This is a genomic window from Vibrio vulnificus NBRC 15645 = ATCC 27562, from assembly GCF_002224265.1.
GTDB classification, from domain to species: Bacteria; Pseudomonadota; Gammaproteobacteria; order Enterobacterales; family Vibrionaceae; genus Vibrio; species Vibrio vulnificus.
Map to the genome: position 1 here is coordinate 284,371 of NZ_CP012881.1, position 13,544 is coordinate 297,914.

Sequence of the window (13,544 nt, forward strand, 5' to 3'; positions counted from 1 at the left end):
CGCCGTAATGATGGCTGCCTGCGCGTACGCATTAAACGATTGGCTTTTGTCCACGCTCAGCCAGTTTAAGAATCACACTGTCTGCCACTTGTGCCGCGCTACCGGCTAATTTATCTGCCAGTTTTTTCTTTTGTACATAATGTACTGCCAGAACGGTTTTTTCTTTGCATGCCGCGACAATGAGATCATCGGAAGTCGCAATCTCATCCACTAATCCTAACGCATGGGCCTGCGTTCCAAACCAGTGCTCCCCTGTTGCGACTTTTTCAAGCTCTAATTCAGGGCGACGTTCACGAATAAAATCTTTAAACAGATCATGCGTTTCTTCCAATTCTTGCTTAAATTTCTCTCGAGCTTTGTCGGTATTTTCACCAAACATGGTTAAGGTGCGTTTGTATTCACCGGCCGTCATTTGTTCAAACTCAATATCATGCTTCTTTAATAGCTTGTTGAAGTTTGGAATCTGGGCAATGACACCGATTGAGCCAACGATGGCAAAAGGGGCAGAAACAATTTTATCCGCAACACAAGCCATCATGTAACCCCCACTGGCTGCCACTTTATCAACCGCAATAGTGAGCGGTAATCTCGCGGCTTTAATACGATCCAATTGTGACGAGGCCAAGCCATAACCGTGAACCATGCCGCCGCCAGATTCTAGACGCAGCAATACTTCATCTCCTTCCCCTGCAACGGCTAGAATGGCGGTGATCTCTTCGCGTAATGATTTCACTTCTTTCGCATCGATACTGCCATTGAAATCCAATACAAACAGATGTGGTTCACGCTTGTGATCCAATTTACCTTCTTTAGCGGCTTTTTTTATCTCTTTTTCACGCAGCTTATCTTTCTCTTTTTCTTCCTTCCTCTCAGCTTTATGACGTGCTTTGAGATAAGCCTCATCGTGAAGATAATGCTCCAAGTGTTCAACATTGCTCTTGTGCAACTCCGACAAGTCAGTAATTTCTAACTCGCCTTTGATTGCGGAAGATTTTCCACTCACAGATTTGGCCAGTATGAGTAACACGACAACGGCCACAATAAAGGTAACGACTTTCGCTAAAAACAAGCCGTAATCTAATAAAAATTCCAATGTAATATCCCCTAGAGTGTGAATTGGTGTATTGTAACCATCTTGTCACGATTACCAAGACTTTCCGTTGCATATCTGTTTGATTTTGCAACGCAGGATAGAACAAATAGAAATATAAGGATTGAGCACAGTGGATTATTCAATCTCTACAGATGCCCTGAAAGATAAAGTTATACTGGTGACGGGTGCTGGTGCTGGCATCGGTCGTCAAGCTGCATTGACCTACGCAAAACATGGTGCCACCGTAATTCTCTTAGGCCGTAACGTTAAGAACCTCGAATCCGTCTACGATGAAATAGAAGCCTCTGGTTACCCACAAGCGGCAATCATCCCTCTTGATCTCAAAGGTGCCACCAAACAAAACTACATCGATATGGCTGAAACCATTGAGGGCCAATTTGGTCGCTTGGACGGTTTACTGCATAACGCAGGCGTCTTGGGCACCTTAAGTCCTTTCGATCAAATCAGCGAAGAAGACTTTGATGACATCTTACAAATCAATGTCAAATCCGAATTTTTGATGACCCAAGCGTTATTGCCATTGCTGCGTAAAGCACAAGCGGGTCGCATCATATTCACCTCATCCACCGTAGGCCATTCTGGCCGCGCATTTTGGGGTACCTACGCCATTTCTAAATTTGCGGTTGAAGGTATGATGCAGATCCTAGCCGACGAATTCAGCAATTCTCCAATTCGTGTTAATGCCATTAATCCAGGTGCCACACGCACACGAATGCGTGAAAAAGCCTACCCTGGTGAAGATGCAAATACACTGAAAACACCAGCAGATTTGATGCCGCTTTATCTCCATTTAATGGATCCAGCAACCACCGACGTGAATGGCCAATGCATTGACGCACAACCAAAGCGCTAGCGCAGATTCTCGCTACTTCCATTGATTAGAAAGGCAGCAAACGCTGCCTTTTTTCATTTTCTGTACGATAAAAATCTTGCGCCTTTCTGGCAGTTAAATATACTGTATGTATATACAGGTATTTTATTATGCAGAACATCATTCAGACCTTAAAAAACCAACAGTTGATTTGGCATGCAAATTCAACAAGGTGCGCTAATGAATCTCGTTACCAAACTTCTGGTATTGATGAGTTAGATAAACTGCTTGGTGGTGGATTCCCACAGCATGGTGTGGTGGAAATGGAATCTGCACTCGGCATCGGTGAATTGCGCTTACTGGCTAATTATCTTAAACAGCAGCAGGATCTGATCGTGCTGATCCATCCCCCTGCCGTTTTGAATGCCGCTTTTTGGCGTAATATGGATTTTCCCTTAGCCAATTGTCTCGTGATCCACTCAGTGTCAACCAAAGAAGCATTATGGGCCACCGAGCAATGCCTAAAAAGCGGAGTGTGTCGTACCGTTATCCTTTGGCAAGATGAGATGGAGATTCATCAAGTCAAACGCTTACAAGTGGCCAGCGAGCAAGGGGGTTGTGTACTGTTTATATTCCGCCCTTATCAATCACATCGCCTTTCTTTACCACTGTCCTTAAGCTTGCGTCTTTCGCCTACTGAGCACGGCATACATGTCGAACTCTTAAAACGCCGAGGGGGATGGGGACAAGGAGCGGTTGATATTGATTACCACCGTCAGTATCCCCAGCTGACACTGGCAAGCCAAATACCAAACCACACTGTCATTCCTTTTCCTGCCGTTATGCAGGGGTGAACATGCACTTATGGTTATATCTGTCGTTTCCTCGACTGCAAACAGACTCTATGCTGGCGACACAACATCCCCTTGCTGTGGTGCATCCTCAGTCACACCAAGTGGTTCAAATAAACGATTTGGCCTCAGATGTGGGTCTTGCTGTCGGTATGGGATTAGCCAGTGCCGCCACACTTTGCTCCCAGCTACAAGTTATTGTTTATGATGAAAAATTGGAACATCGCAAACTCAAAGAGATCGCACAATGGCTCTATTTTATGACGGCTGACCTCGTGTTAGATCCTCCGAGTGGTATATGGGTACGTGTCAGCCATATGCTGAATCTCTATCAAGGGCTTGATAATTACTGGCACACTCTCAGTGAACACCTAGCGACACTGGCAGTCAGCTACCACGCTTCGACGGGGTTTTCTCCCCTATCGGCGAAATTACTTGCCAAGGCAGGACATCCGATCATTAGCGACAACCAAACGGATCTACTCACAAAAGTAAAAAAACACCCACTCACATTTAGCGAATTGAAAGCCACCACTATCGAAAAACTGCAACGTATTGGTATTCATACATTCGATGCACTGCTGACGCTTCCTTTACAAGAGCTCGCTCGACGTTTCGATATCGAGCTGGTTAATTACATTGGAAAGTTAACTGGCCAACTCAAGCACCCAGTGGACTTTTATCATCCACCTTCTCGTTTTAAACAGGAATTAGAACTGCTGTTTGAGTTAGACAATGTCCAATGGCTGGAAAAGCCGCTAGAGAAGCTATTTAGGCAGTTAGAGAGCTACCTCACCATACGCAATAAAACCGCGCATGAGCTGCAACTCACCTTATTCCAACGTAATGACTTAAGCGAGGCTATTTCTCTTCACTCCGCGCAAGGTGAGTATCGTAGCCAACAATGGCGAAAGCTCTCCGCTCTAACTTTAGAATCCACGGTTCTTCAGGCTCCCGTTACACGTCTGCAACTAGAGGTCATCCGGGAAGGAGAGCCCAACGCTCACCCAACGGATCTCTTTTCTCATCGAACTGGGCAACTCTCTCGCCTCGAGTTGTACTCACTGTTGCAAGCAAAATTAGGCGCAGATTCCATAGCCACTTTGAGCTTGAATCATGATCCTAGACCAGAAAAAGCAACCCGTTACCAATCAACATTAACGGAAGCTCCAAGCGAAGAGATTGAATGCCAGCTACTACGCCCAAGTTTTTTACTCCCTGCACCAGCGCCCTTGCAGCATCATGTTTCTTTGATACATGGTCCTGAACGTATTGTCAGTGGTTGGTGGGATGGCGATGAGATCATGCGTGATTATTTCATTGCGAGAACCGATCAAGGCCAGTGGCTTTGGGTATTTCGCGATCAAAAAAAGCAGTGGTTTTTACACGGTTTATTTTGTTAATCAATGAAGGTCGTTATGTTTTACGCTGAACTCTTTTGCCAAAGCAACTTCTCTTTTCTGACGGGGGCTTCTCACCCTGAAGAACTCATCGTGCAGGCGAATTTTTTAGGCTACCACTCGCTGGCGATCACGGATGAGTGCTCACTGGCAGGCATCGTAAGAGCCCACAGTGCCATTAAGCAACATCAACTTTCGGTCAAACAAATCGTTGGTAGCTTTTTTAAACTCAATACAGAATGTCAGTTTGTCTTGCTCTGCCCCAACCGCGAAGCCTACGCTGAATTATGTCGAATCATCACCAACGCTCGTCGACGTTGTGAAAAAGGCCAATACCAACTGTCGCAGTGGGATATCATGTCGATAAAACATTGCTTGCTCATCTGGCTTCCGACAGGGCAAACGAGCGATGAACAATGGGCGACATGGCTTTCTCGTTATCAACAATCACGTCTTTGGCTTGGCTTACAGCGCCATCTTCGCCATGATGATGAACATTACCTTCATCACTGCCAAACATTGGCAAACCAGTTTGATTTGCCCATCACAGCCTGCGGTGGAGTATTAATGCACAGACCCGAGCGATTACCTCTACAGCACACGCTCACCGCCATTCGCCAAGGTTGTACGGTAGAACAACTGGGCACACAGTTATTGACCAATGCAGAGCAGTCTCTGCGTTCGGAGAAGAAACTCCGCAAGCTGTTCAAACCTCAGTGGCTAGCAGAGAGTCTGTATATCGCCAGCCTATGCAGTTTTGACCTTGACAGTTTACGTTATGAATACCCAAGCGAGTTGATTCCTGATGGCTACACACCCAACTCTTACCTCGAACATCTTGTCGAACAGGGCAAGAAACAGCGCTTTCCTGAAGGAGTCCCTAACGCTATCGAGCAAACGATTCAAAAAGAGCTCGCCCTGATTAAAGAGCAAAAATACCCATTTTTCTTCCTCACTATCCATGACATTGTCATGTTTGCCAAACAGCAAGGCATTCTCTACCAAGGGCGAGGTTCGGCGGCCAATTCCGTCGTCTGCTATTGCTTACAGATCACCTCCGTTGACCCTAGACAGATCGCGGTACTATTCGAGCGTTTTATCAGTAAAGAGCGTGATGAGCCGCCAGATATTGACGTTGATTTCGAGCACGAGCGACGTGAAGAAGTCATTCAGTATATCTATCAAAAGTATGGTCGCCAAAGAGCCGCGCTGGCAGCGACGGTTATCTCCTATCGTTTCAAAAGTGCCGTTCGACAGGTAGGAAAAGCCTTGGGTATCGAGGAAACACAGCTCGATTTTTTCTTGAAGAACATCAACCGTCGTGATCGCCAGGCTGGCTGGCAAGTGCAACTCGTCGAACTGGGTTTAAGACCCGACTCACTCAAAGGGCAACACTTTATTCAGTTAGTCGAAGAAATCATTGGTTTCCCTCGTCATCTTTCACAGCATGTGGGTGGGTTTGTTATCTCTTCTGGGCCACTATACGAACTGGTTCCAGTCGAGAATGCCGCCATGCCTGAGCGCACCATTATCCAATGGGATAAAGACGATCTTGAGAGCCTAAAGTTACTGAAAGTCGATGTTTTATCTCTTGGTATGCTTACCGCAATCCGTAAGTGCTTCCGCTCAATTGAGCAACATCACCAACAACGACTTTCTATTGCCGACATTACTCGCCGCCAAGATGACCAAGCCGTCTACAAGATGATTCAAAAAGCCGACACTATCGGCGTCTTTCAAATTGAATCTCGAGCGCAAATGAGTATGTTGCCACGGCTTAAACCTGCGTGTTACTACGATCTTGTGATTCAGATTGCGATTGTCCGCCCAGGCCCGATTCAAGGTGATATGGTCCACCCTTTTCTAAAAAGACGTGATGGAGAGGAGCCGATTAGTTATCCATCGGTACACGTCCAAGAAGTATTAGAACGAACACTCGGTGTACCGATTTTCCAAGAACAAGTGATTAAATTGGCGATGGTGGCTGCGGGATTCAGCGGCGGAGAAGCCGATCAATTGCGCCGCGCTATGGCGGCATGGAAAAAAAACGGTCACGTCTTCAAATTCAAAACAAAGTTAATCAATGGCATGTTGGAAAGAGGCTATGAGTTAGACTTTGCAGAACGTATCTTTGAGCAAATTTGCGGCTTTGGTGAATACGGTTTTCCAGAAAGCCACTCCGCTTCCTTCGCAGTTTTAGCCTATTGCTCTGCTTGGTTAAAACACTACTACCCAGCTGAGTTTTATACTGCGCTACTCAACAGCCAGCCCATGGGTTTTTATAGCCCATCACAGCTGGTGCAAGACGCCAAAAGGCATGGTATTGCCGTACTACCCATCTGTGTCAATCTCTCTAATGCAGAACATCAACTGGTGACGTTAGCATCCGGCGAGTTAGCCATTCGCCTTGGTTTCAATCTGATCAAAGGGTTAAGCCACGAAGGCATCACTCGCCTACTGACTCATCGCCCCGCACAAGGCTACCAATGCATAAGCGAAGTGAAACAAATCCTGCGTCAGGCAAAAGATATCCAGAGCCTTGCCTCTGCTAATGCTTTTTATCAATTGGCTGACAATCGCTATTTGGCTCGCTGGCAGGTGATGGACAACCTTAATGAACTGCCTTTATTCCAAACATTACCCAGCATAAGCAACAACCCTTTAACGAAGCCAAGCGATTATCAAAATGCATTAGAGGACTATGCGGCAACAGGGCTCTCTTTGGCTGAGCATCCCGTCGCTCTGCTAGAAAAAGCGGGCGGCTTAACACGCTTTACGCGCGCCAACCAATTAAACCAATGCTCTCATCGCTCATTGGTGACGGTGATCGGGCTGGTGACCGGAAAACAATCTCCCGGAACCGCCGCGGGTGTCACGTTTTTCACTTTAGAAGACGACACGGGGAATATTAATGTGGTGGTCTGGCAGGCAACCTCAAGAGCACAAAAGCAAGCCTACTTAACCGCGAGACTGTTAATGGTGAAAGGCATTTTGGAGCGCGAAGGAGACGTCATACATGTGATCGCAGGAAGATTGATTGATCTGACGGAGAAGCTTTCGGGTTTAAGTCCAAAATCTCGTGAGTTTCATTAAGAAAAAATGCCAACCAAAGGCAATAAAAAAGGAGTGAATTTTCACTCCTTTTAACCACCGTTAAATGATTTCTCTTAAGCGATCTTGGGTGACTTGCACCAGTAGATCTGGTTGGAACTTAGAAATAAATCGGTCACACCCTACCTTTTGTACCATCGCTTCGTTGAAACTGCCGCTTAATGATGTATTGAGCGTAATAAACAACTTAGACATACGCGGATCACTGCGCACTTCGTGTGTGAGTTTATAACCATCCATTTCTGGCATTTCCGCATCGGTGATCATTAACAGCAATTCTTTATTTAAATCCTTGCCCTCATCACACCAAGATTTGAGCAGATTCAGTGCCTCTAGGCCATCGCAACATTCAATAATATGAAGGCCAAGCTGAGATAAAGTATCGCGTATCTGATTACGTGCCGTAGACGAATCATCCACCACTAACACTTTACGCCCCACCATTTCATTCGACAGCTTCGAATCCAAAATGCCTTCAGAAATCGTTACGTCGTAATCAATGATTTCTGCCAGTACTTTTTCAACATCAATAATCTCGACGATTTTGCTCTCTTTCCCCTCTTTCACATGGGTAATCGCCGTTAAATAATTACTGCGCCCTGACGTCTTCGGCGGCGGCTGAATTTCCGTCCAAGCGGTATTAATAATATTGCGCACTTGGCCAACCAAAAATCCCTGAATGGATCGGTTGTATTCGGTAATAATGAGGTTCTCTTCTTGCCCTTCTAATTTCGAGGCAGGGAAACCTATCGAGCGTCTAAGATCAATAACCGGAACTGGCTCACCTCGCAAGGAAGCGACGCCTCGGATGTTTGCGTGAGCGCCAGGTAACTTGGTCAGCGGTGGCACTTTCAGTACCTCCCTCACCTTGAATACGTTGATCGCAAATAACTGACGGCTATTTAAACTAAACAGCAGAAGTTCCAGACGGTTTTCACCAACCAAATTGGTTCGCTGGTCTACAGTATTTAAAACTCCAGACATACAACATCCTAATGGGTTAAAACTCTATTAAAAATAGCCTAAAAAACATAAGTCATGGCAAAAGTACATGAATGAAAAACAGAGATCAATTGATGAGGGACAATTGAGATAGGCAGGTCACTGATTTCAAGGCTGAATAAAACAAAACCTGGAGAAGCTCCAGGTTTGCCGCGAGTTGGGAATTAACCTTCGACCACTTTCATTAATAGCAAACCATCGTAAAGCGCCTGCTTAATCAATGCCGCCCCTGGCATGGTTGCCTGTTTATAGAAACGCGATTCCACCAGTTCAAGATCTTGGTGATAAACAGGCAAACTTTGCTCTTCAATGCAGCGTCGAATAGCCGGATAGAGAACTTCCTTCGCTTGGTTGATTACACCGCCGATCAGCACTTTTTCTGGGTTAAATAGGTTAATGACAATCGCAATCGCCGAGCCGAGATAGCGGCCGAGTTTCTCAATGACATCCACAGCTAATGCATCTCCATTCGCTGCGGCCTCACAAATGCTTTCAATTGTGACGTCTTCCAGCTCTTCGAGAATGGACGACTCTCCGTTAGCGATGCGTTCCATTACCTCTTCACGAATGGCTTTAGAACTTGCGACCGTTTCAAGGCACCCTCTGTTGCCACAATGGCAAAGTTTGCCTTGTGGATCGATCTGGATATGACCTAATTCGCCGATGTTCCCATGACGGCCCTGCAATACCCGTCCATCAAGTATGATACCGGCACCTAAACCATGGTGGATCGAAATAAGCACCGAGTTTTCGTTACCTTGAGAGTGACCAAATAGTTTTTCCGCCAAAGCCCAAGCTCGTGTGTCATTGGCGATGAAAACCGGGAGCCCCGTCGCTTTGTAAATCTCTGGACCGAGAGCGAGGTTTTCAACATTGTAATGCGGCATTTGCAGCACAATACCTTGTTCTGAATTGACTAAACCAGGCAACGTAATCGCGATACTGGTTACACGATCCAGTTGATCGGCGTAGGTTTGGAAAAATTCTTCGATTTCGTGTAGGAGTCTAGCAAGAACGTCATCTTGATCCCTTTCGTGGATATCGATTTTTGTATCGATCAGGACTTCACCACCCAATTCATGGAGTGCAATGGTGAGATAACCTCGTCCAAGCCGCATCGAAAGAAATTGCCATCCAGCATTATTCACTTGAAGACCGACCGCTGGTCTTCCTCGGCTAATCGCTTCTTGCACGGTAGTTTCGTGCACAAGATGTGCTTCTATCAACTCACGGGTAATTTTCGTAATACTCGCCGGTGCCAGCTCGCTTTCTTTTGACAAATCGATTCGAGAGATTGGACCCTTAAGGTCAATTAATTTGTATACACGACCAGCATTGACCTGTTTGATATGATCAATATGGCCCGGTTGAGCCATGTACATCTTGCACTCCAACATTCTATAACGGAGCAATTTTTTTACTTTGCGAAGTAATTGTGAAGTGAATTGATAAATCCCCGTGACCAGCATCACGTATAAACATGAATGTTTGTGTATCGAATCAAATATCCATCATTTAGTCGGCGACACATCGCATCACCTCAAACTTATTTTTCTTGAAAAAATTTCTGAATTTTGTGGAAAGTCAACAGCAAAGAGACCACGCTTCTCTGTATAACTATCTATGACATACGTCTATCGCAGGAGAAGCTATGACTCAGCCATTAAGAAGAACAAAAATTGTGACCACTTTAGGTCCTTCAACTGACAAAGATAATGTACTAGAAGAAATTATTCGAGCCGGCGCGAACGTGGTCAGGATGAATTTTTCTCACGGCAGCGCAGAGGATCATAAAACTCGCGCAGAAAAAGTACGAAATATTGCCGCTAGACTTGGCAGACAAGTGGCTATTTTAGGTGACTTGCAAGGCCCGAAGATCCGAGTATCCACCTTTAAAGAAGGGAAAATTTTCCTTTCAGTGGGTGACCTCTTCACTTTAGACAGCGACTTGCCCAAAGGCGAAGGCGATCAGAAATCAGTGGGATTAGACTATAAAGCACTGCCTCAGGATGTGGGGCCAGAAGATATTCTTCTGCTTGATGATGGACGTGTACAACTGCAAGTACTGACAGTCGATGGTAACAAGGTGAACACTCGTGTGATTGTGGGCGGACCACTGTCAAACAATAAAGGTATCAATAAAAAAGGGGGCGGACTCTCTGCTGACGCTCTGACGGAAAAAGACAAACAAGACATCTTGCTCGCCGCCGAGATCAAAGTCGATTATCTCGCGATCTCCTTTCCACGTAATGGTGCCGACATGGACTACGCTCGTCGCTTGGCCAGAGATGCCAGCTTGGAAGCCAAACTTGTTGCCAAAGTTGAACGAGCAGAAACCGTTCGAAACGATGAAAACATCGACGATATTATTATGGCTTCCGATGTCATTATGGTTGCTCGTGGCGATCTAGGGGTAGAAATCGGCGATCCGGAATTGATCGGTGTACAGAAAAAACTCATCAAACGAGCCAAAGAACTCAATCGTGTCGTCATCACGGCAACACAAATGATGGAATCAATGATTGAGAATCCAATGCCCACTCGAGCAGAAGTCATGGACGTAGCCAACGCGGTACTAGATGGCACCGATGCCGTGATGCTTTCAGGGGAAACCGCCGCTGGTAAATACCCAGTCGAAACGGTGCGCTCTATGGCAGAAGTTTGCATTGGGGCAGAAAAAACGTGGGAACCGGGCAGCCAGAATTATCGCATCGATAAATCCTTTGTCACCGCCGAAGAAACCATTGCAATGTCGACAATCTACGCCGCAAATCATATGGAAGGTGTCAAAGCGATGGTTACGTTGACTGAATCGGGAAGAACCGCATTAATGACGTCAAGATTGAACTCAACACTGCCCATTTTTGCGCTTTCGCCTAATGAGCGAACCCTTAATCGCTGCTCTCTCTATCGTGGCGTCACTCCCGTATTTTTTGATACCAAAGTAGAAACTGGATTTGATGTCGCAATGGCCGCATTGAGCACGCTTAGAAAGAAAAAACTGCTCGATTTTGGGGATTTAGTGATCATCACACAGGGGGACATCATGGATGTTGAAGGCTCGACTAACTGCATGAGAATCCTGCCTGTTTTCGACTAAATATCTTCATTAGTGATAATGACAACCGCCCTTCAGCGGTTGTCATTTGTCTGATTCAACCGTGACAGCATTCTTTGCTGTTTAACCAATTGATACTGTTTAATAAAGCGATAACCGGCCTGCACACCACAATCGTAATCAAACAGCAATTCGTCTCGCCCACTGAGCAATGAACTGGATCGCAGTGGCGCATCCGGTGTAATTTGAATGATAAACGTATCGTCAGGTGGCTTAGCAAGAAAATCTCGGGTTAACGAATACGTTTGATAATGCACCATCAGCATATCGGCTAATCCCGAATCAAAATTGTCACCAATCAGGTGGCTAAGGCGGTAGATGTTATCGGCACCAAATAACCAACGCCCCCCGTTCAACAAGCGAAATTTGTGATCGGGAGTTGCTTGAGAATCGGCAATTTGTTGTTGAAAGAACAAGCTCCAATCTTCACGCCAGCGGCTCACCCTATCCTGCCATTTCAACTGCACATTACCGAATGAATTACGAAACCAATCAGCTTCTCTCGGTTTCATCTCATTAAGATTAAGAGGCGCAGTATTCTCGGTTGCACTAAACGGTTCGGTTCGGATCACCACAATAGAACGGGCATTACGTCGCCACGGCTCCTGAACCGGAACAGACGCCGATACCCCACCGTCCACATACTCGGTACCATTGATCATCACAGGCTTCGCATATAGCTTAGGAATGGCACACGTTGCCAGCATGGTGTCGTGCCATATCGGACCAAACATTGGCAAATAACGGTCAGTTAATGTCGATGTTTCCGTCACCGAAGCATACGCTTGTCGTTCACCCAATATGGTTTCACCAAGATCAAGATCCAACTTATAGGGATAAGAGCGAATTTTATCCAATGCCCATTCTAAACCCAGATATTGCTTCTGCCGAATGTAACCAAATAGGTTAAAAAACTCAGAATCCGTGGTGAGATCGAGTATGAAGGCTTTTCCTAATCCATGCTGACGACACAAGTAAGCACACAAATTTAAAGCGCCAGCAGAGGTACCATAGAACTCATGGAAAGGGTCAAAATCAGAGAGGATGAAAGCATCTAAAACACCAGCAGTAAAAATCCCTCTTTGGCCCCCCCCTTGGGCAACCAAAGATGTTTTTCCCTGTTGGTATTTGGCGTACCGCTCTATGTCAAGATTGGTGTAACTGTTCGTGACAATACCACTGTTTATTGCCATCGGCGTTACCTAAATTTAAGCGGCAGTGATCGCAATAAAACCAAAAGAGAGTAGAACTGCAAAGACAGTTGCTGTGATGATTAGGGCTGCTTTTAGATCGTGTTCCATAAACACCTCCAACTTGTAACAAAGTAATAACAGTAGTATGGGGGATGTCTGGAAAATGTCTAAAGATGTCATACAAATTTGACGTTAGCATCACAAATAAATAGTTGGCGAAAAAGGAATTTATCATGTTGAAACATCTCTCCCTCCTCAGTTGCACACTCTTACTTATGTTTGCGCCACTGGCATCAGCCAACAAACTGATTGTAACGCCTTTTGTTGGTTATACCTTTGGTGGTGCTGTTGAAGATGAAAATCAGAACACATTCGATCTCAATGCCGCGCCAAACTACGCCATCGCCATCGAAACCCCTCTGGATAAGGGACGAGTTGGTCTTTTCTACTCCTATCAAAGCTCAGAAGTGGATGTCATCAAACAAGATTATGGTTTCCACTATTTATACTTCCAAAGCAGCATTTACTATCCAACAGATTCTGGCTTAAGCAGTTATCTCGGTATGGGACTCGGTGCCTCTTACGCTGATGTAGATTGGGCAGATGACAAAGTTGGTTTCTCCACCAGTATCTTTGGCGGAATTGAATACCCAATTACCAGTAATTTGCTGATTTCAGCCCAAATTCGTTGGCTAGGAACAGTGGTCGACAATGACTCAAGCGCCGCTTGCGTTGTGCCCACCACGGGACAAAACTGTGTCATTCAATTTGAGACCGATTGGGTAAACCAATTTCAATCTAATTTAGGATTAACCTTCAAGTTTTAACATTAATACAACAAAAATATTCTAATGGGCGTATAAAAATCAGTTATACGCCCTAAATGTTCAAAAAAGTAACATCCCCCAGCAACAACCAACAAACCAACACATTCCACTAAAAAG

The 13,544-nt window shown here is 45.5% G+C and carries 11 protein-coding genes; 6 read left to right on the forward strand and 5 right to left on the reverse strand.

Going from position 1 to position 13,544, the window contains the following annotated elements:
- Nucleotides 1-31: 31 nt before the first annotated feature.
- Nucleotides 32-1,093, reverse strand: coding sequence for a protease SohB (gene sohB, locus AOT11_RS01210; protein ID WP_017422291.1), 1,062 nt, complete (start codon nt 1,091-1,093; stop codon nt 32-34).
- A gap of 130 nt (nt 1,094-1,223) precedes the next feature.
- On the opposite strand from sohB, the gene AOT11_RS01215 reads away from it, so the two are divergent.
- The 4 genes from AOT11_RS01215 (at nt 1,224) to AOT11_RS01230 (ending at nt 7,269) form a co-directional block, all read left to right on the forward strand.
- Nucleotides 1,224-1,967: a YciK family oxidoreductase gene (locus tag AOT11_RS01215; RefSeq protein WP_013572058.1), complete on the forward strand. Its 744-nt coding sequence runs from the start codon at nt 1,224-1,226 to the stop codon at nt 1,965-1,967.
- 128 nt (nt 1,968-2,095) lie between these two features.
- Nucleotides 2,096-2,779, forward strand: coding sequence for a translesion DNA synthesis-associated protein ImuA (gene imuA, locus AOT11_RS01220; protein ID WP_017422293.1), 684 nt, complete (start codon nt 2,096-2,098; stop codon nt 2,777-2,779).
- Between the two features lie 2 nt (nt 2,780-2,781).
- A complete protein-coding gene (locus AOT11_RS01225; protein WP_026060838.1) occupies nt 2,782-4,179 on the forward strand; it encodes a Y-family DNA polymerase in 1,398 nt (465 codons plus the stop codon).
- Nucleotides 4,180-4,194: 15 nt separating this feature from the next.
- Nucleotides 4,195-7,269 carry an error-prone DNA polymerase gene (locus tag AOT11_RS01230; RefSeq protein WP_017422295.1) on the forward strand — a complete coding sequence of 1,025 codons (3,075 nt, stop codon included), beginning with the start codon at nt 4,195-4,197 and terminating at the stop codon, nt 7,267-7,269.
- A 60-nt stretch (nt 7,270-7,329) separates the two neighbouring features.
- Here the strand turns inward: AOT11_RS01230 and AOT11_RS01235 are convergent, their stop codons facing one another.
- Nucleotides 7,330-8,271 carry a chemotaxis protein CheV gene (locus AOT11_RS01235; RefSeq protein WP_017422296.1) on the reverse strand — a complete coding sequence of 314 codons (942 nt, stop codon included), beginning with the start codon at nt 8,269-8,271 and terminating at the stop codon, nt 7,330-7,332.
- Between the two features lie 182 nt (nt 8,272-8,453).
- On the reverse strand, nt 8,454-9,671 hold the full coding sequence (mlc, locus tag AOT11_RS01240; protein WP_011080805.1) for a sugar metabolism global transcriptional regulator Mlc: 1,218 nt from the start codon (nt 9,669-9,671) through the stop codon (nt 8,454-8,456).
- 269 nt (nt 9,672-9,940) lie between these two features.
- On the opposite strand from mlc, the gene pyk reads away from it, so the two are divergent.
- Nucleotides 9,941-11,389, forward strand: coding sequence for a pyruvate kinase (gene pyk, locus AOT11_RS01245; protein WP_017422297.1), 1,449 nt, complete (start codon nt 9,941-9,943; stop codon nt 11,387-11,389).
- A 32-nt stretch (nt 11,390-11,421) separates the two neighbouring features.
- Here pyk and AOT11_RS01250 read toward each other — a convergent pair whose 3' ends face one another.
- Complete coding sequence (locus AOT11_RS01250) at nt 11,422-12,600, reverse strand: patatin-like phospholipase family protein (RefSeq protein WP_017422298.1); 1,179 nt, start codon at nt 12,598-12,600, stop codon at nt 11,422-11,424.
- 15 nt (nt 12,601-12,615) lie between these two features.
- A complete protein-coding gene (cydH, locus tag AOT11_RS23230; RefSeq protein WP_026060839.1) occupies nt 12,616-12,708 on the reverse strand; it encodes a cytochrome bd-I oxidase subunit CydH in 93 nt (30 codons plus the stop codon).
- Between the two features lie 125 nt (nt 12,709-12,833).
- Here cydH and AOT11_RS01255 point away from each other — a divergent pair, with 125 nt between their 5' ends.
- The gene (locus tag AOT11_RS01255) at nt 12,834-13,427 is read left to right on the forward strand and encodes a hypothetical protein (RefSeq protein ID WP_026060840.1); all 594 of its coding nucleotides are present in this window, start codon (nt 12,834-12,836) and stop codon (nt 13,425-13,427) included.
- Nucleotides 13,428-13,544: the final 117 nt, after the last annotated feature.